Source organism: Actinoplanes sp. URMC 104, assembly GCF_051386375.1.
Lineage (GTDB): Bacteria > Actinomycetota > Actinomycetes > Mycobacteriales > Micromonosporaceae > Actinoplanes.
On the sequence record NZ_JBPQTO010000004.1, the window covers coordinates 1,076,775 to 1,095,134 of the forward strand.

14 protein-coding genes are annotated in these 18,360 nt (G+C 70.7%); 4 read left to right on the plus strand and 10 right to left on the minus strand.

Features of this window, described 5'->3' with window-relative positions:
- Both ACSNN8_RS18880 and ACSNN8_RS18885 read left to right on the plus strand, forming a co-directional pair.
- Positions 1-1,308 carry a hypothetical protein gene (locus ACSNN8_RS18880; protein WP_436650515.1) on the plus strand — a complete coding sequence of 436 codons (1,308 nt, stop codon included), beginning with the start codon at positions 1-3 and terminating at the stop codon, positions 1,306-1,308.
- Between the two features lie 392 nt (positions 1,309-1,700).
- Positions 1,701-3,158, plus strand: a complete 1,458-nt coding sequence (locus ACSNN8_RS18885; protein WP_436650516.1) for a recombinase family protein — start codon at positions 1,701-1,703, stop codon at positions 3,156-3,158.
- A 580-nt stretch (positions 3,159-3,738) separates the two neighbouring features.
- On the opposite strand, the gene ACSNN8_RS18890 is transcribed toward ACSNN8_RS18885, so the two are convergent.
- The gene (locus ACSNN8_RS18890; protein ID WP_436650517.1) at positions 3,739-4,617 is read right to left on the minus strand and encodes a replication-relaxation family protein; all 879 of its coding nucleotides are present in this window, start codon (positions 4,615-4,617) and stop codon (positions 3,739-3,741) included.
- A gap of 949 nt (positions 4,618-5,566) precedes the next feature.
- Here ACSNN8_RS18890 and ACSNN8_RS18895 point away from each other — a divergent pair.
- Positions 5,567-5,809 carry a GntR family transcriptional regulator gene (locus tag ACSNN8_RS18895; RefSeq protein ID WP_436650518.1) on the plus strand — a complete coding sequence of 81 codons (243 nt, stop codon included), beginning with the start codon at positions 5,567-5,569 and terminating at the stop codon, positions 5,807-5,809.
- A gap of 237 nt (positions 5,810-6,046) precedes the next feature.
- Here ACSNN8_RS18895 and ACSNN8_RS18900 read toward each other — a convergent pair whose 3' ends face one another.
- The 4 genes from ACSNN8_RS18900 to ACSNN8_RS18915 all read right to left on the minus strand — a co-directional run bounded on the left by ACSNN8_RS18900 (position 6,047) and on the right by ACSNN8_RS18915 (position 12,790).
- Positions 6,047-8,710, minus strand: coding sequence for a PHP domain-containing protein (locus ACSNN8_RS18900; protein WP_436650519.1), 2,664 nt, complete (start codon positions 8,708-8,710; stop codon positions 6,047-6,049).
- 233 nt (positions 8,711-8,943) lie between these two features.
- Positions 8,944-9,348 (minus strand): hypothetical protein, encoded by a 405-nt coding sequence (locus ACSNN8_RS18905; RefSeq protein ID WP_436650520.1) that lies wholly within the window; start codon positions 9,346-9,348, stop codon positions 8,944-8,946.
- Between the two features lie 17 nt (positions 9,349-9,365).
- On the minus strand, positions 9,366-11,240 hold the full coding sequence (locus ACSNN8_RS18910) for a hypothetical protein (protein WP_436650521.1): 1,875 nt from the start codon (positions 11,238-11,240) through the stop codon (positions 9,366-9,368).
- Positions 11,241-11,653: 413 nt separating this feature from the next.
- Positions 11,654-12,790 (minus strand): DUF222 domain-containing protein, encoded by a 1,137-nt coding sequence (locus ACSNN8_RS18915; protein ID WP_436650522.1) that lies wholly within the window; start codon positions 12,788-12,790, stop codon positions 11,654-11,656.
- 289 nt (positions 12,791-13,079) lie between these two features.
- Between ACSNN8_RS18915 and ACSNN8_RS18920 the strand changes: the two genes are divergently transcribed.
- Complete coding sequence (locus tag ACSNN8_RS18920; protein ID WP_436650523.1) at positions 13,080-13,550, plus strand: NUDIX domain-containing protein; 471 nt, start codon at positions 13,080-13,082, stop codon at positions 13,548-13,550.
- On the opposite strand, the gene ACSNN8_RS18925 is transcribed toward ACSNN8_RS18920, so the two are convergent.
- From ACSNN8_RS18925 to ACSNN8_RS18945, 5 genes are read right to left on the minus strand one after another with little or no spacing between them, the layout of a single operon-like run.
- Entirely contained in the window at positions 13,540-14,595 is a 1,056-nt protein-coding gene (locus ACSNN8_RS18925) for a VWA domain-containing protein (RefSeq protein ID WP_436650524.1), read from the minus strand. The two genes, ACSNN8_RS18920 and ACSNN8_RS18925, sit on opposite strands and share 11 nt — an antisense overlap.
- Positions 14,595-15,563 (minus strand): vWA domain-containing protein, encoded by a 969-nt coding sequence (locus ACSNN8_RS18930; RefSeq protein ID WP_436650525.1) that lies wholly within the window; start codon positions 15,561-15,563, stop codon positions 14,595-14,597. The genes ACSNN8_RS18925 and ACSNN8_RS18930 overlap by 1 nt, the downstream gene beginning before the upstream one ends.
- On the minus strand, positions 15,560-16,447 hold the full coding sequence (locus tag ACSNN8_RS18935) for a DUF58 domain-containing protein (RefSeq protein WP_436650526.1): 888 nt from the start codon (positions 16,445-16,447) through the stop codon (positions 15,560-15,562). The genes ACSNN8_RS18930 and ACSNN8_RS18935 overlap by 4 nt, the downstream gene beginning before the upstream one ends.
- A 1-nt stretch (position 16,448) precedes the next feature.
- Entirely contained in the window at positions 16,449-17,447 is a 999-nt protein-coding gene (locus ACSNN8_RS18940; RefSeq protein ID WP_436650527.1) for an AAA family ATPase, read from the minus strand.
- 19 nt (positions 17,448-17,466) lie between these two features.
- Positions 17,467-18,297 carry a S1C family serine protease gene (locus tag ACSNN8_RS18945; protein ID WP_436650528.1) on the minus strand — a complete coding sequence of 277 codons (831 nt, stop codon included), beginning with the start codon at positions 18,295-18,297 and terminating at the stop codon, positions 17,467-17,469.
- Positions 18,298-18,360: the final 63 nt, after the last annotated feature.

Genomic DNA, 18,360 nt, shown 5'->3' on the forward strand with positions numbered 1-18,360 from the left:
GTGCTGCGCCTGATCCTCAGCGACCTGGTCGCGAACGCCCGCATCTGGCTCGGCGCGCTGCTCGTCGCGGCGGCCACGGCAGCGGTGGGCGCGGTCGTGGCGAGCGACATCCAGACGGCGGTCGCCGTCGGCGGGTCGGAAGCCCTGGCCCTGTACGGCATCAGCGGCACGGTGGCGGCTTTCACCGTCATCACCGCGCTGATCGTGGTCGGTGCCGTCACCAACCTCACGGTCACCCTGCAGCAGCGCGGGTACGCCCTCTGGCAGCTCGTCGGCATCCGGCCCGGCCTGGTGCGCCTGGTCGTGACGACCCAGCTTCTCCTGGTGTCGCTCCTCGGCAGTGCGGCGGGCTGCCTCTTGGCCGTCCCGATCCTCGAGCCCCTCTTCCGGTACGCCTTTGCAGGCTCGCCGGGACTGTCGGCGCTCAGCCCGGCGTTCGGACCGGCCGGCGCCGTGCCCGTGGTGCTTTTCGTGACCTTGGTCGTCACCGTCGGCGGCTTCCGCGGTGCCAGACGTGCCGCGCACACCGCTCCGCTGCAGTCGCTGCGGGACACCGAGCTGCCGGACCGCCGCATGACCGTGGGCCGTTGGGTGGGCGGCCTGGCCACGTTGGCGATCCTCGCCGCCGTCGTGGCGCGCCTGCCCAGCACCGGCCTCGACACGATCTCGGTTCCGCTGATGCTGATCGCGCCACTGACCGCCGGGGTGCTCGCCGCGTTCGGCCCGCTCTTCCTGGCCCGGCTCGTGCGCGGGTGGACGTCGGTCGTCCCCGCCTCCGCCTCCGCCGCCTGGTACCTGGCCCGCAGCAGCACCGCCGCGAACGTCGGCCGCAGCACCGCCACGATCAGCCCGCTGATGGTCGCGATCGCGCTGGCCGGCGGCCTCTACGCGGCGAACGGCGCGGCCGGCGCGGGCTCCGGCGACCTGACCACGGGCTCGGTCGTGCTGCTCGTAGGCGGTCCGCTGCTGCTGGCCGTCCTCGGCGCGGTGGCGACCATCTTCATGTCCAGCCGTCGCCGCGAGCGCGAGTTCGCCCTGATCGTCGCCGCCGGCGGCACCCCGTCCGTGGTCCTGACCGCCGCCGCGGCCGAGGCCGTCATCTACGTGGGCACCGCCCTGCTCCTCGGCGCGGCCGCCGTGGCCACCGCCACCGTGATCGGCGCCTGGGTCGCCCACTGGTCGTCCGCCGGCGTGCTGCCCTCCCTCACCGTCGCGGCGCTCAGCCTGATCCTCGTGCTGGCCGCCACGGTTCTGCCCACGCTCGTCGCCCTGCGCCACGAGATCCCGCGCGTCCTCGCCCCCGAGTGAGGAGGCGCGGCGCGGTGCCGGCCATGGGCCGTCGGCGCGCCGCTGCTCCCGCGCCGCTGCTCCGGATCCGCGGCTCCCGCGCCGCCTCACGGAGTCCGGCCGGCTTCGGCGGGGTGGAACGGCACGGCCGGCTCGCGTACCCGACGTGTGCGGTGCGATCCCGGTGATGGCCTATTGGCGTGGGTGGTAGAGGTTGCGACGCGGATGTTGGTCGGGGTCGACATGCGGCGGAGGGATGAACTCGGGCCGCCGGTCGGCGCCGAGGCGGATCTGCCAGCCCGCGGTGGAGTGGTGGATCAGGCGGTGGTGCCGGCGGCACAGCAGCACCAGGTTCCTTATGTTTCCGTAGTTGGCAAGGTCGATGTATGCCAGCTGCTAGCACCCACCCGGCAGTGACAGGCCGGGAGTACCTGCGGGTCAGTCAGGACCGGTCCGGGCGTGAACGGTCACCGGAGGAACAGCACCAGGACCATGTGGGCGTCGCAGCCGAGCGCGGTTGGACGCTGGGTGCGCCGTACCGGGACATTGGATCGGCGTCGCGGTACGCGGCCAAGGCGCGTGAGGGCTTCGACCGGCTGATCGCTGATCTGGAAGCGGGTCGGTTCGGCGCGGACGTGCTGTTGTTGTGGGAGGGGTCGCGCGGCTCGCGGCGTACCAACGAGTGGGTGCGGTTGATCGAGCTGTGTGAGGACCGCGCGGTGAAGATTCTCATCTTCACCTATGAGCGGTTGTTCGATCCGGCCAACCCGTACGACCGGGCGGATCTGCTGGAATTGGCGATCAAGAGTGAGCTGGCGTCGGCGGAGACGTCGAAGCGGACGCGCCGGGCGGCGGCCGCGACGGCTGCGGCTGGGCGTCCGGCGGGGCGGTGCCCGTACGGCTATCAGCGCCGCTACGACCCGGTCACCCGCAAGCTGGTCGAGCAGGTCGAGGAGCCGTCGGAGGCGGCGGTGGTCCGGGAGCTGTTCGAGCGGCTGCAGGCGGGACACTCGCTGCGCTCGGTGGAGCGTGACTTCCGGGAGCGGGGTATCCGGACGCGGACCGGTTTGGTGTTCAGCTCGCAGCATCTGCGGTCGCTGGCGATGAATCCGACCTACAGCGGTCAGCGGGTCCACGATCCAGGACGGTTGTCGGGGCACACGTTGTCGGCGCACGCGACGTTCACGGAGGCGGTGTGGCCGGCGTTGGTGACGCGGGCGGTGTTTCTGGCGGTGCGGCGCAGGCTGACCGCGCCCGAGCGGGTGACGACGCGGCCGGGCCGGGCGGTGCATCTGCTGTCGATGATCGGTGTGTGTGATGTCTGCGACGGCCCGATCGCGGCCCGCAACAGTGATCGGGGCCGCGAGTACGTCTGTCACCGTAAGAGCTGTGTGCGGATCGGTTACGACGAGCTGAACACGTTCGCGGAGGCGGCGATCATCGACTACCTGTCGAGGCCGGAGAATCTGGCGTGGCTGAACATTGGTGGCGACGACGATGCCGCGCTGCTGGCCGTGCGTGATCAGGTCGCGGAGATCCAAGCGGAGCTGGACGATCTGGCCGATCAGGTGGGAGCCGGGCAGATCACGGCGGCCCTGGCGGCTCGGGCGGAACCTGCGATCCTGGCCCGGCTGAAAGCGGCGCAGGCGCGGGAGGCCGAACTGACCACTCCGGCACCGCTGCGCGATTTCCTGACACCGGGTGCCGACGTCGTCCGGCAATGGACGGCGGCGCCGATGCCCGCCCGCCGGGAGTTGGTGCGGTTGCTGTTCTCCCCGCAGGCTTGTGGCCAGCTACGGGTGCGCCGGTCACCGTCGAAGGGTCACCGCCGTCCGGTGGAGCAACGGGTGTGGTGGAAGACCGCCGATTGATTTCTGCGAGCCTCCGCGACGGGCGGGCACCTGGTCTGTCAGGTGCCCGCTGCGCGGTCTGTCAGGGTGATTTGCGGTGCGGCGTGAGTAGTGCGGCGACGGTGTCGCGCTGGTCGTCGGTGAGTGCCGGCCATTGGTCCACGGCGGCGGCGACGTGGGACATGTAGTGCCGGTCGCGTAGTGCGCGGCGTAGGCGTTCGGTGGGTGGGTCATCGCCCGGGCGCGGCCGTGCGATGGCTGCGAGCTGGGCCGTCCGGTCGGTCGGGCGGTCTGGGTCGGTGTCGGGGCAGGTGGTGTCAGGGTCCGGCGTGATGGTGTCGGGTGGCGGTGCACCGTGCGTCGCACGGCTTAGTCGTGCGGCATCACGGCGTGAGGCCATTTCCCTCCTGGGTGAACGGTCACGACGGCGGGTCTGGTGGTCAGGATCATGACGGTTCTCCTTCGGTGATCGATCCGGCTCGTCGTGGGCCGGGAGCTTCGTTGATCGCCCTTCGTGTTCTGACAGCCCGCGCGCGAGGCGCAGACCCCGGTGGCGATCGGGTTCATGCGACGTTCCGGTTTCGGGCGGTGATAGCGGCGCTCAGCGCTGCCAGCGGCAGCGTCGGGCCGGGGTGGTGGTGCAGCCACCACACCGGTCCGGCCGGGTCGTCCGGCGCCGGTGCGAGGCTGCGGGCGGGCGCGGGCCGTCTGGACGGTGGTGCACGGCGGTGGCGGCCGGGTAGCCGATGTGGGCGTCGCTGAGGGCCTCGTGCAGGTGGCGTTCCCGGGCGGTGCTGGGCAGCCAGAACAGCACCGGCCACAGGTTCCCGGTGACGCGGGCGAGCCGGTGGTAGCCGTCCATCTTGTCGACCAGCCGGGTCAGCGGTTCGGTGCCGGTGTCGTATTCGAGGAAGAAGGCGGTGGTGCCGTGCCGGTCGGTGAGGATGCCGTGCCCGTCCGGGCGCACGCTGGGTCGGTAGGCCAAGGCGGTGGCGTTGACCCGCTCACCGGCCGCGGTGGTGATGAACGCTCCGGGCTGTTGGCAGCGGGCGGGCGGCCACCAACGCTGCAGTTGGGCGTCGGGGTGGGCGCGGGCGTGTGCGGCCAGGCGGGTGAAGAAGTCGTTGACGCCGAGCAGGTGGGGCAGGTTGGCCCGGTTGGTCAGCTGCCAGCGTCGTTGCCGTGCCGCGTCGCGGCGCGGGACCGGCTCGCCGCGTTGGGCGGCGATCACGTCGGCACCTAACTGGGCGAGCAGCCAGTGGTACGGCCACGAGCCGCCGTCCGGGCGTTGCGGCCGGAACCGGTCCACCACCCGCCAGGCGAGCAGGGCGCGCAGGCGTCGTTGGGCGAAGTTGACCGACGGGAACAGCGCGGCGGCGATCTGCTCGGTGGTCAGCACGCCGTGGTCGGCCAGCCAGCCGAGCAGGATCAGGTCCCGGCCGGTCAGGGCGGACTGCACCCGCAGGATCGGCTCAGTCACCGGCACCACCGCCGGCATCGGCGCGTCTCCCCCACTGGGGGACCCCTGACAGAGGGTCAGTCGCGGCAGCACTGCGGTCATGGAGGGGTGGTCTGAGCTGCACTGTCAGGCCTAAAAGCGGGTCCGCGTGGGGGTCCTGATCAAACGGGACACCCACGCGGCTACCCGTTGGGACATCCAGCGGGACGGCGGAAACAACCGAACCCCGGCATCGGACAAGGTGCCGGTGACAGAAACGATTCGAGTTCAACAGAGGCTCCGTAGGGCATCGGCGGGCGGTGGACGGCCGACAGCACGTCATTGCCCGACGCCTGAGCAGGCGCAGACCTGATGACTCGCGTTGTGGCCGTGAGGAGCAGGTGCCGACACGCGCGCGGACACGCGCCGCCGACGGCCTGTTGGCCGTGGTGCACGCATCCGGCGCGTGCCGGACACCGGGGCTCAACTCACCGGTGTGGGTGCCTGATTCGGGGTCCGCCCGATCACCGGAGCCGCCCGATGCCAACCAGCCGCCAAACGGTCCTCAGACCCGTGAACCGGCTTGCTCACTTAAGGCTGCATAGGCACGGGTCCCAGCGGACCGGCGACCGGCCACACGGGATACGCCATTTAGGAAACGCCCGCCTGGCCCCGGCGGCCAACCGCATTCACGGCTTCCTCAGATGAAGAACACTTCCGGGGGCAGGTGTTCGCGAGATCCAACCCGTGGCGCATTGGGCATCGAAGCCTGGCAGCGTCCGCCACGGCCTACGGGCCCCGTGCTCGACCTCCCAGCACGGGGCCACGCCGCCAATGGCAACCGCAGGTCACCGCTGGATCATCGCTCGCCATCTCCTGCGAGCGCGGTGGTGCAAGACCCACGCTACGAATCTTGTCTCCTCTTGTATACCTTCGTATCGCCTCGTAGCTGCCGATAGGGGTACGTGACCCACTTCGTAGGTTGGCGATCGTGAGCCAGCGACCGGTACGCACCGACGGGCCCGTGCCCGTCTACGTCCAGATCGCCGACCACATCGAGGAAGACATCAAGGCCGGACGGCTCCAGCCGCACGACCGCATCCCCACCGAAAGCGACATGCACGCCGAGTGGGGCGTAGCCAGAACCACGGCACGACGCGCCGTCAAGCTCCTGCGAGAACGAGGACTGGTCTACACCGTTCCGCAGCGAGGGACATTCGTAAGCCCGAAGTGATCACGACCGTTCGCTAGCGTACGGTTTCCGATGCAGAGTCGGGAACGCCAATTGTGCAGGTACGCGGACGCGAAGCACTCCGGACGCTGCGACGGCGGCCAGCTCGGCGACTCACGTCCGCTAGTCACGATGAGTATCGGGCCGCAGGGCCGAGGATCGCACACATAGCTTTCCTCGAGTGATGGCGCCCCAACGCAAATCTGCGCCGGATGGGCGCCCGAGCGGGATCGCCGAATGCTATTTCATCGACGAGCCCAGCTTGACGGTCCGGCGCTTGAAGGGCACCGGGCCGCCTTCGAGGTGATACAGCGTCAGCGCGTTGAGGTCGTGACGTTCCAGGGAACCGGTTGCCTCGACGACGCCATTCTTCGCGTCCGAAGTGAGGGTGATGATCATTTCGGCGTCGGCGGAGACGACGAGGCCGGGGCTGCGGGTGGCGAAGATGTACTGCCGGCCGCCGCGCAGGTCGCGAAGTTTCGCCACGAGGTATTCCTCGATCCATGGGGCGTGGAGGGCGTCCTCGGGCTGGTCGATGATCAGCGGGTCGGTGCCGTCGGCGAGGGCGATGATAAGGATCGCGGTGCATTTCTGGCCGTGGGCGAGCCGTTCGATCGGCACGTAGCCGTCGTTGGCGTGCTTGCGGAACTCGACCGAGAGACCGTCGTGCAGATCGAGGGTCTGCAGCCGCAGGAAGTCCTCGATGGCGCCCTTCTCCCGAACGTGTTCGAACAGGGTCTCGATGTGCTTGCGCTCGGCACCGGTGGCGGTGCACACGCCGTCGACATCATCGGCGAGGAACGAGCGGACCAGTTTCACCGGCAGGGTCTTCTCGCAGATCATGCGCAGAACTGGGCCACGTAGGTGGGAGCCCTTGGCGATGGCCGTGAGGTCGGCCAGGTAGTCCGAGTCGTCGTTCTCGGAGAGCATCTTGATCCGGACGATGCCGCCCATCAGCTTGTTGAGCGCCTTGATCCGGTCCTCGCGCCGCTTCCGACGCGCCTTGCGCGCCTCGATGAGCTCGGCGATCAACTCTTCCCGGTACGAGGTGGCCGTGGCCAGGTTCGGTACGAGCTCGTCATTGAGTTGGGTGTGCTGCGCGTCGAGCTTCGCCTTCTCGGTCTGGAGTTCGACGAGTCGGGTGCGCAGCGCGGCGAGGCCCTTGTTGTCGACGTCGATGCGGCTGACCGCTTCGGCGAGTTCCCGGTCGAACGTCTGGTACCGCTCGAGCCACTCCTGCCGGATGGCCACCAGCTCCTTGTTCACCGCCAGCAGGGCCTGGGCCAGCTGCGCGTTGGCCGCCTCGATTGCCTCGCGCAACTGCGAGTACGCCGCCTGCGCCCGCTGGTAGAGATCCTGGTTGTCGGCGATGGCGGCCGAACCCCGAAACTTGTCCCCGCCGTCCGTACGGGCGGTGACCTTCAGCTCGGGGATGCCGACGACCGGCTCGAAGAGGGCCTTCTCCGCGCTCCACTTCGCCTGCATCTTGATGGTCTCGCCGTCGAACAGACCGGACAGTTCCGCCAACCGCTTCTCGACGTCCGGCAGGGTCTCCAACCTGGCGCGGACCTGCGCGATCTTGGACTCGAGCGAGCCGATGAGCCGGCCGTTGTCGTTGAGCCGGCCGACCGCGTCCGTTTCCCGGACCTCGAACTCGGTCAGGTCGAGCGCGGCGTCAATGAGCGCCATACGGCCGACCGGCGTCCGGGCGTACTCGATCACCTCACTCTGCGAGAATCCGGTGATCGCGATTCGGCCGGACAGGCCGGTCAGCTGCTCGGTGTCGCCGATGAACTCCGGCTGGGTGGAGCCGTCCTCGAAATACGCTCGGCGCACGAGGCACCGCGCGTGGCCGCGGGTGAGCACGACCTCAACCGTCGAGCCGGAAGTGAGTGCGTACTTGAGCCGGGAGTCGACCTCCTTGCGGACCTGCGGGAAGTCGCCGGTGTCGGTCTGCTGGTCGAGGGCGAACCGCACCAGTTCGATCAGCAGCGACTTGCCGGCGCCGGTCCCGCCGAGCAGGCAGTTGAGGTCGCACGAGAACTGGAACTGCTGCCCGTCGAGGAACCCGCCGTTCACGGTCACCGACTCGATCACCGTGTGCTCCGGCGCTCCGGGCTCGTCTAGGCGGACCCGCAGGGCCGGATCCGCCAGCGCGTGCCGCAGGCCGCACAGGTCGGGACGTGACGCCTTGATCCAGGTCCGGCGGTGGCCGATGCCGTGCAGGACATGCCAGCTCGCGCCTGGGGCAGTGGTGTCGGAGCTGCGGACGACCGCGAGTTCACGCCGGCCGTTGACCCGTGCCTTGACCTTCTCGGCCTCGGTGAGGTCGACGATCTCGACCGCGCCGATGGCGCCGTCGAGCAGGGTTTGGTTGATCCGGTCGGCGACGGCGAGGCGGAGCAGGCCCTTCTCCCGGTCGGCGTGCGCCGGGATCGCCAGGCCGCCCCGGGCGGAAATGATCTTCGCGGTGTCGGCGAAGCCCTTGTCCAGGGCCTTGTGCAGGTCGCCGTGGTCGGCGCGGACAACGCCGAGTTCGACGAGCACGTCCTCGAGGTGCTCCGCCGGGGTGCCCTCCTCCCAGATGGCGAGGAGATGCCCTTCGGCCGTGCTGAGCTCCAGACCGGGCAGCACTACGAGGATCGTGTCGACGGCGGCCTCGGCCATCCTGTCGCACCAGCGAGCCGTGTTGTGGTCAGTGACGGCGATCGCGTGGAGTCCAGCGGCGATCGCCGCGTCGACGATCTCTCGGGGCTCGCTCGCGCCGTAGGTGTGCACGTCGACATCACCCGAGGCCGGCGTGTGGACATGGAGGTCGACAGCCCAGAACCGCGCGGGTCCGTGCTTCGCACCCGCCGGCGATGCCGCCCGGCCGCTCTCCGTTGGTGCCGTTGCTGACGTCAAAGCACTCGCTCCGTGATCATTCGCCGCCGTCTAAGCGTTCGGCTCGACACCCTAACGGTCAGTGAACTGAAGAAGAGGGACGACACTCGCCCATACGTCCGAACAGGCGCCAACCGGATGAAGCCTCACCGGACCATCGGCTCGACCAGGCGTCCGATCCGCCGAGACGTTCCGGCTCGGCGGGGTGGTCGGCCGCACCGGTCAACGACGAGGCCAACCACCCGCACGTTCCGTTACCGAGTCGTCCTTGAGCCCGCCAGTCTTCCGCCGCTGAAGGCCGGCAGTCGCATCGTGTCCAACGGCCGCAGCACCGCGCCGACGCGTCCTTCGATCCGGCGAACGAGACTCACCTCAGTATCCGGGATCACCGGCACCACCATCAGGCGGGTCCAGCGTGCGGCCCGACCGGTCCGTACATGCTCCTGGATACGGTCGTCCACGCCGGCCAGCCCGGACCGGACCGCGCTCCCGACGTATCGGACGGCGTTGTTCGAGTCGGCCGCGATATAGACGGCCGTCACGAACTCCGACCACAGCTTCTCTTCGACGATCTGCAGCAGCGTCGCAGCCGCCGGTACCCGCCGCAGAAGAGCTGGTCCGGCGAGGTCGCAGGCGGTGTCATACGCCTCTGGGCTCAACGCCCGCCCTCGGCGGGTCACTCCTCCTCCCCGCTGCCGTCCAGATCCGCCCGCATCCGATTGGCGCGGCGCCGCGCCAGTCGCCACTCCGAGACGAACTCGGAGACCGCGGTGAACATGTGCCTCATCTCGGGGTCGTCGTAGCCCTTGGTGTCGACCAAAGCCACGCCCTCGTTATCGACGACCTCGTTCACGTCGATCGCCGCGGCGTGCAACTCCTCGAGGTGGTTACGGAACTCCGCGATCGCGGCGGCGAACATGTCCTCGGGGCTCTCGTGCGTGACGCTCTGCTCGTCGGAGATCTCCGCGAGCTCCCGCAGCCGACCGGCCGTCAGCTTCTCGGCCCGCTGGAAGCGCCTGTTCCTGGGCATCGTCCCGTCGGGCAGCTCCTGCGGGTCGCGACCCGCCCGGCCGTCAAGCACGACCTGGCACAGCTGGCGGAGGCCGCCCTCGGACCTCGTCATTTGCCGGAGGATCTGCTGAGGCTCGGTGTTGCTCCCACGCCCACCGAACTCGGAGCGGGTCAGCAGCTGAGTCTTCGCCGCGACCAGGTGGTAGCTGGCGAGCGTCGCAAGCTCTGCGGTGGCCGGGCCGACGCCGTCCACATCGTCGAGTTCGTCTTCCGCTTGGGCCAGGAGGTCGAGCGGCTCCGAGCGGGACAGCTCGACGCTACGCAGGGCCGACCAGCGCCACGCCCGTTCGAGCGCAGAGCGCAGCGCCGTGAGCCGCTTGTCCGCGGGGAAGCCGCGCAGGGCGACCTCGGCCGCGAGTTGCGTGCGGTCGTCGACCTTCGGCCGTGCGCCCGTGAGGTCGATGATCGCCTCGTTGACCGCGCGCGCCTGTCGCGTGTTCGCCTGGGGGTTCAGTGCTCCACAGGCCAGGACCGCGAGTTCGTCGTCGAGGAGATCGTGGTCGCGGTCGGTGCCGTCGACGATGTCGCGGATCTCCTCGGCGGTCATCTCCCCGACGGCCGGCAACAGGTCGCGGTGGTAAAGCTTGTCGACCGCGGCGTTGGCCTTGGCGTTGAGCGTGGTCGCGGTGGTGAAGTTCATCGGCGGTGCCATGTGCAGGTGCGCCACGAACCGCCGGCGGGCTCGGTCGTACTCGCGCGAGGCGTTGAAGTCGATGATGACCCGGGCGTTGGGCATGATCGAGCAGCGGACCTTGCGGGCCTGATCGTCGGTGACGTCCTCGCTGTTGGCCCACTCGGCCAGGTTGCGGTGGAGAGTGAGCGCGCGACGGCTTCCCGGCCGCAGGTTCCAGACCGCGTCCTTGAAAGTGATCCCGAGTCCTTGATGAGCAGCGACGGTGCGGCCGAACCCATCTGTGGACTCCAGGACGGTCACCGGCCCGAGGTCGGTGGTCAGCCGCAGGAAGCTCAGCCATCCCGGGGTCTCGATGCCGCGGTCCTGGATGGACGCGACATGCGGGTTGTGCGCGGCCATGTCGGCGATCCTCGGCGCCATCTGGTCGATCACGTCCTCGGCCGAGTCCATCTCGAAGGTCAGTAGCGGCTGCCCCTCCAACGCCCCGAACCTGGGCATGTTGATCGTGCCGCGGGCGTGCTCGCCCTCGAATCGGATGTTGTCCGGCGACGGCACGATCCGCCACGTGACGACGTCGAACTCGACGTACGTGAACTCGTCCGTGCCGAACCGCTGGACCTTCGGCGCGCGTAGAGCCCGCCGGAGTTCCTGCTGGTCGGCGGCGGCGTGAGCAAGCGCTTCAGCGAGTTCGTCGCTCAGCCCCGCGGCTGTGCCGGCCGCGACGCTCTTGGCGATCACCGCCGTCGACGCGGGTGGGCGCAGCCGCGCGCCAATTAACTGGTGATCAACGATGTCCGAGTCGTCCGCGGAATCCGGCTCGACGGGAGATGTGGAAACGAGTGCCATGGAAGTCCTCCTCGGCGCTGACTTGCTCACCACGATGGTCAGCAGAAGGGCGAGGACCCGGTTCGACACGGCACCGTCTCCCCACCTGTCCCTCTCGGCCGGGTGGCCGTCCAGGGTGTGTGGCGCGTCGCCGACTCACGCTCCTGCAGGGCACCCGCCGATCTGTGACGGGTGGAGCCTTGGCCCGGCCGGGACCTCGAAGGAGATCAAGCGACCGAACTGGAGACGACGATCCAGCGACGTGAACAACTAGCGAGGTAGGCTAGCAGATCCGCTCGCGTGTCACCGTCGATAAAGTTCGGGGCGGCCACACCGCCGCCTAGGGTTCGGTTAGAAGAACGGCCCGATACCTCGAGCGTCAAGCGACCAACAAGCACCGCCGCTGTCTAAAAGCGATCTTCGCTCGTTCCCAACTAGTGAGACCTGTGGTTGTCCAGGCTGGTGTGTCCGCCGGCGGTCCGGGCGGTGATGTGGTGGGCGTCGGTCCACCGTGGCGGGCGGTCGCAGTCGGGGAACGCGCAGCCGCGGTCACGAAGGCTCAGAGCCCGGCGCAGGGGGCCGGTGACGAGCCGGTGGGAGCGGCCGACGTCGAGCACGTGCCCCGCGCCACCGAGCACGGCGGGCAGGATGCGGGCGTCGCAGGCCAGTCGCCGCACCGCCTGGGCCGGCAGCCGTGCGCCGGAGTCGGTGGCGGCTGCGCCCAGGGCGCGAGCGAGCGGATCGTACGCGACGGTGACGGTCAGCTGGGTGGGCTCGCCGCCGCTGTCGGGAAGCTCGCCGGTGCGCAACGCCAGCCGGCAGACGTCGACGAGCGCATCGGCGCGTCGCTGCGCCGGGCGTCGTTCATCCTCGGGACCGGGCGCGCACAGCGGGTCGAGGGCGGCGTGCACGAGGGCCGCATCCTCGACGCCGAGCGTTCCCGAAAGCCGGACCAGCCCGTCGACCGGGGCGGACAGCGTGAAAGCGCGGGCCTGGTGGGCGCGGGCCTCCTGCCGGGCCAGGGCGATCTCGTCGGCGCGCTCGGCGATGTGCGGGGCGACGTGGGCCAGGATGCGTTCGCCGACCCGGCGGAGCTGGTAGGCGGGCAGCCGTCCGGCCATGTCGATCAATGTGGTGGTGGCCTGCTGGACTATCCGGCCGGCCTCGGCCGCGCTCACCTCGTCGAGCTCCGCCAGGCCGGCGGCGACAGTTTCGCCGGTGGCGGCGATCACGGCGGCTTGGGGGACGTCCACCAGGCCGTCGAGCAGGGCCTGCTCGGCCTCGGGCTGCCGGTGCAGGACGTCGGCGCGCTCGGCCAGCCGGCGGGCCGGGATCGGATCGATCGTCAGCCGTGCGCGCAGCCAGCCGGTGGTGGTGCGCTGCCCCTGCCGGGCGGGCAGACCCCTGGCGGTCGCCTGCTGCACCAGCCGGATCTGCAACGCGGCGGCGGCCTGTTCCAGCCGGTGAGCCGCCTGCAGACAGTCGGCGACCTCGTCGTCGGCGAGCGGCCACAGCGGGGCCGCGGCGAGCTTCGCCGCGTCCTGCCCGAGTTGCTGCACAGCTGCCAACATGCGTCCATCTTCGAACACCTGTACGACACTTTTTCCGCGCGGCTTCGCGATGGAGAGATCCATATCCGCCATGTGCAACGAGGGGCAAATGGCAGACCGTGGGCGGCCGAAATTTCCTCGATCGCTCGGCAGGAATTAAGTGAGGCCGGGCGGCAGCTGTCCTGGCGACTGAACGAGTGCCGGTCGGCGGCGGCCGCCCGCAAACCGTCGAGATCGGACCCGCGCGAGGGAGCGCGAGGGAGCGCGAGGCGCGCGAGGGAGCAAGTCCTCCGGCGGCTAGGGTCGCGCCATGACGGCCGGGGACTTCATGGCGACACTGCCGCGCAAGCTGGTCGGCGCGGGCGCGCTCATCACCGACGCCGCCGGGCGGCTTCTGCTGGTGGAGCCCACCTACAAGGACAGCTGGGAGATCCCCGGTGGCGTCGTCGAAGCCGGCGAGGCACCCCGCGCAGCCGTGCGTCGGGAGCTCACCGAGGAGCTGGGTCTGGACCTGCCCGTCGGGGGTCTCCTGGTCATCGACTGGGTGGAGGTTCCGGAACGGCCCGACGGGCTGATGCTGGTCTTCGACGGCGGGGTGCTGGCGCCCGAGCAGGAGGCGCGCATCACGCTGCCCGCCGACGAGCTGCGCAGCTGGCGCTGGTGCACCGAGGCGGAGGCCGCCGACCGGCTGATCCCGAGGCTGGCCCGCCGGATGATCGCGGCCGCGCAGGCACGGGCCGCGGCGGCCACGGTCTATCTGGAGAACGGCTTCAGGTCCTGACGCCGGGGGCGCGCTGCCACCAGAGCGAGAGCCCGACCGCCGTGACGACGAGCAGCGAGGCGGCGAGCACGAACCAGAACGTGATCTCGACGTCCTGCTTGCGCAGGTCGAACTCGCGCGGCAGGTCGGTCAGCACGTCGACGAGCTGGTCGGCGTCCTCGGCGCGGAAGTAGCGCCCGCCGGTGGTGTCGGCGACCTGGGTCAGCGCCTCCTCGTCGATCTCCATGTTGCGTCCGCCGCCGCGGCCGCCGCCCCAGCCGCGGCCGCCGCCGAACGGGCTGTCCCCGCCGATCTGGTCGGCCGTGCAGACCATCGGCGCGGGCTCGGTCGTGCCGAAGCCGATCGTGTAGACGCGCAGCCGCCGGGCCGCCGCCTGCTGTGCCGCGGTCACCGGGTCGACGCCCGTGGTGTTGGAGCCGTCGGTGAGCACCACGATCGTGTCGGGCTCGAAGTCGCCGAGCTGCCCGGGCGCGTCCAGCTCGACACCGGTCTTGGCGACCCGCGGGTTGCTCTCCGCGATGGCGTCGATCGACGTGAGGATCGCCTGGCCGATGGCGGTGCCCCGGGCCGTGCGCAGGGTGTCGATCGCGTCGAGCAGCGAGTCCTTGTCGGTCGTGGGCGCCACCAGCAGCCCCGCGATGCCGGAGAACGCGACCAGCCCGATCCGCGTGCCGTCCTCCTGCTCGCGGACGAACTTGCGCGCCGCGTCGGTGGCGACCGTGAACCGGTTCGGCTCCACGTCGGTCGCGCACATCGAGCCCGAGACGTCGATCGCGAGCAGGATCGAGGTGCTGTTGGACGGTACGGACACCGACGCGTGCGGCCGGGCCAGCGCGAACCCCAGCGAGAGCAGCCCGGCCAGGAACAGGAACACCGGGATGCGACGGCGCCAGGACGTACGGCCGGGAAGCGCGGCACGGATCAGCGCGACGCTCGAAACGGTGATCGCCGCGCGCTTGCGCCGCCGGTTCAGCCACCAGCGGATCGCCAGCAGCAGCGGCACGGCGAGCAGCGCGAGCAGAGCCCACGGCCAGCTGAACGACATCAGACGATCCTTCCGTGCCAGCGGGTGCCGAGCACGGCCCCGAGCAGGAGCAGCAGCAGCGCGGCGCCGGCGAACGGCGCGGTCAGCTCCAGCGGCTCCTTCTTGGCGGTCAGCCGCAGGTCGATCGCCTTGGTGGTGTCGGTGAGCGTGTCCGCGTCGCCGGCCGGCAGGTACGCCCCGCCGGTGGTCTGCGCGACCGTGGTGAGCAGCGACTCGTCGAGCGCCGTGCCCAGCTGGAAGCCGTCCACCTCGACGGTCGCGCCGCGTTCGGTGCCCACGCCGACGGCCTGGATGCGCACCCCCGCGGCGGCCGCGAGCTCGGCGGCGGCCGTCACGTCGGGCCCGCCGGTCTCCTGGCCGTCCGAGAAGATCACGATCGTCGCCGAGGGCCAGTAGCCCAGCTCGGGCGCCGGCGCGCCGTCCTCGGGCAGGGCGACCGGCTTGCCGGTGATCGTGCCGAGCCCGACCAGGATCGCCTGCCCGAGCGAGGTGCCGCCGCCGGCCGACAGCCGTCCGATCGCGGTGAGCGCGGCCTGGTGGTCGTCGGTCGGCGCCTGGGTGAGCAGCGCCTGGTCGCCGAAGACCAGCACCCCCACGTCGACCGTGCCGGGCTGGTCCTCGACGAACTCCTTCGCTGCGGCCTGCGCGGCGCCCAGCCGGGTCGGCGACACGTCGTCGGCGCGCATGCTGTTGGACACGTCGAAGGCGAGCAGCACGGTCCCCGACACCCGCGGCACGGTGACCTCCGCCTGCGGGCGGGCGAGCCCCACGAGCAGGATCGGAAGAGCAATCAGGATCAGCGCGTACGGGAGATGGCGGCGCACCCTCGCGAGGCGGGAAGCCGGGCCGCCGAACCCGGCCGCCGCGAGCGCAGCCGTACGCCGTTTCTGAAGCCGGCCGTACGCCACCACGGCCGCAGCCGTGACCAGCGCGGCGACCGCGAGCAGCGCGGGGTACAGGAAGGTCACCGGCGCCCCCCTCCCGAACGGCGGACCAGGTCGATCAGCGCGGCGAGCAGGTCCTGGTCGGTGGTGATGCGCCGGGCGCTGACCCCGGCCCGGCGCATGCCCTCGGCCAGTTCGGCCTCGCGGGCCCCGGCCTGCTCGGCGAGGCGGCTGCGCAGCAGCGGGTCGCTGGTGTCGACCAGCAGCTGCTCCCCGGTCTCGGCGTCCTCGACCAGGATCACGCCGAGGTCGGGCAGCTCGACCTCGGCCGGGTCGACGACGCGGATCACCACGACCTCGTGCCGGTGGGTGAGCCGGGCGAGCGGCCGGTCCCAGCCGGGGTCGCCGATGAAGTCGCTCATCACGAAGACCAGGCTGCGGCGCTTGGCCGTGGTGGTGGCGGCCAGCCGCAGCATCGCCGAAAGGTCGGTGGTCGTGCCCGGCTTGCCCTTCGGCGTCTCGCGGAGCAGCTCCCGGGTGATGCGCAGCACCTGGTCGCGGCCGCCGCGGGGCGGGATCACCTGGTGGCTGTGGTTGTCGTACAGGATCGCGCCGACCCGGTTGCCGCCGCGCGAGATCAGCCGCGCGACGCTCACGGCCAGCTCGGTGGCCGTGGACTCCTTGCCCGCGCCCCGGCCGAACCGCATCGACGCGGACCGGTCGACCACCAGCCACGCGGTGAGCTCACGGTCCTCGGTGTACTGGCGCACGTACGGCTCGTCGAGCCGGGCCGTGACGTTCCAGTCGATGTGGCGGACGTCGTCCTCGGCGGAGTAGAGGCGCAGGTCGGTGAAGTCGATGCCGGCGCCGTGCCACACCGTGCGGTAGTTGCCCTGCAGCCGCCCGTCCAGGCGGCGGCCGAGCCGCCACTCCAGGCGCCTGAGCAGCTTCTCCGGGGCGGAGGCCATGTCAGCGCCCGCGTCCGGCCGGTTCCGGGATCGCCACGTTGGCCAGCACCTTCTGCAGGATCACGTCGGCGGTCACGTCGTCCGACAGCGCCTCGTAGGAGAGCACGAGCCGGTGCCGCATCACGTCCAGGGCCAGGTCGGTCAGATCTTCCGGTACGACGTACTCGCGGCCGCGGATGAACGCGAGCGCGCGGGCGGCGAGCACCAGGCTGATCGAGGACCGCGGGCTGGCCCCGAACGTCACGTACCGCGCCAGGTCGGTCAGGCCGATGCGCGCCGGATCGCGGGTGGCGTGCGCGAGCTGCACCGCGAACTCGATGAGCGACGGGTCGACGTACACCTGGTCGGCCTGTCGTTGCAGCCCGACCAGCGTCTCCGGGTTGATGATGCGCCCGATGACCGCGGCCGGCAGCAGCGCGCGCTCGACGACGACGAACTCCTCGGTGACGCTCGGATAGCCGACGATCACCTTCATCATGAACCGGTCGGTCTGCGCCTCGGGCAGCGGATAGGTGCCCTCGGTCTCGATCGGGTTCTGGGTGGCCATGACCAGGAACGGATCGGGCACCATGTGGGTCTCGCGGCCGATCGTGACCTGGCGTTCCTGCATGACCTCGAGCAGCGCGGACTGCACCTTGGCGGGCGCCCGGTTGATCTCGTCGGCGAGCAGCAGGTTGGTGAACACCGGGCCGAGCTGCACCTGGAACTCGCCGGTCGGCTGGTGGTAGACGCGGGTGCCCACGATGTCGGCGGGCACCAGGTCGGGGGTGAACTGCACCCGGTGGAAGTCGCCGCCGATCGCCTCGGCCAGCGACTTCACCGCGAGCGTCTTGGCCAGCCCCGGCACGCCCTCGACCAGGATGTGCCCGCGGGCGAGCAGCGCGACCAGCAGCCGCTCCAGCAGCAGGTCCTGCCCCACGATGGTCTTCTTGACCTCGTAGAGCACCTTCTCGATCGGCCCGGCGGAGGCGGGCGGGGCGTCGGGCCGGTGATAGTTCATGCGTCCGTCCTCGGATCTCTCACAGTGGTGGGTTCTGCCCGTCGCCCTCACCGGCGCCGACCGCGGCCCCGATGGGGACCGCGAAGCCGATGCCGATGAAGGTGCCGGCGTCGGTCGGGTTCGCGAGCGCCACCACGATGCCGATCACCCGGCCCTGATCGTCGATGAGCGGGCCGCCGGAGCTGCCCGGGTTGACCGCCGCGTCGAACTGGATCAGCCCCGCGATGTCGCCGCCCTCGTCGCGGCTCAGCGTGCGCTCGAGTCCCGAGACGACGCCGCTGGTCGTGGTGGCGGTCAGGCCGAGCGGGTTGCCGATCGCCACCACGGCGTCGCCGACCGCCGCGCCGCCGCCGAGCACAGCGGGCACGAGAGTCTCGGGCAGTTTCTGCGGCTTGAGGGTGGCGATGTCCTGCGCCGCGCTGGAGTTCGCGACCGTGGCCGGCGACTCGGTTCCGTCGGCGTACGCGACGGTGATCGTGCGTGCTTCCCGCACCACGTGGAAGGCCGTGAGGATCGTGCCGTCGGCGTTGACGATCACGCCGGTGCCGCTGTCGTTGCCGGCTTTGATCAGCACGACCGAGGGCCGCAGCGCCTGGTAGACCTCCGACACGGTGAGCGGCGCGCCGGAGGCGGACGGCGAGGCGGAGGGCAGCGATCGGGCCGGTGCGTCCGCTTCGTCCCCGCCGGGCCACAGCACCACGGCCGTGATCGCGAGCGCCCACACCGCCACCGCCGCGATGGCCAGCTTGCGCCGCAGCTCGGCGCGCTTCCACCAGGGCGGGGGCTTCGGCTCCACGGCCTCCGGGGGCGGGTCGCCGCCGCCGGCGGGACGGAGCACCTCCATCTCCATTCATCGACTGTAGGAGCGATTTCCCGAAGTTGGCCCGGGGCCGGGTCAACGTTGCGGTCGTTG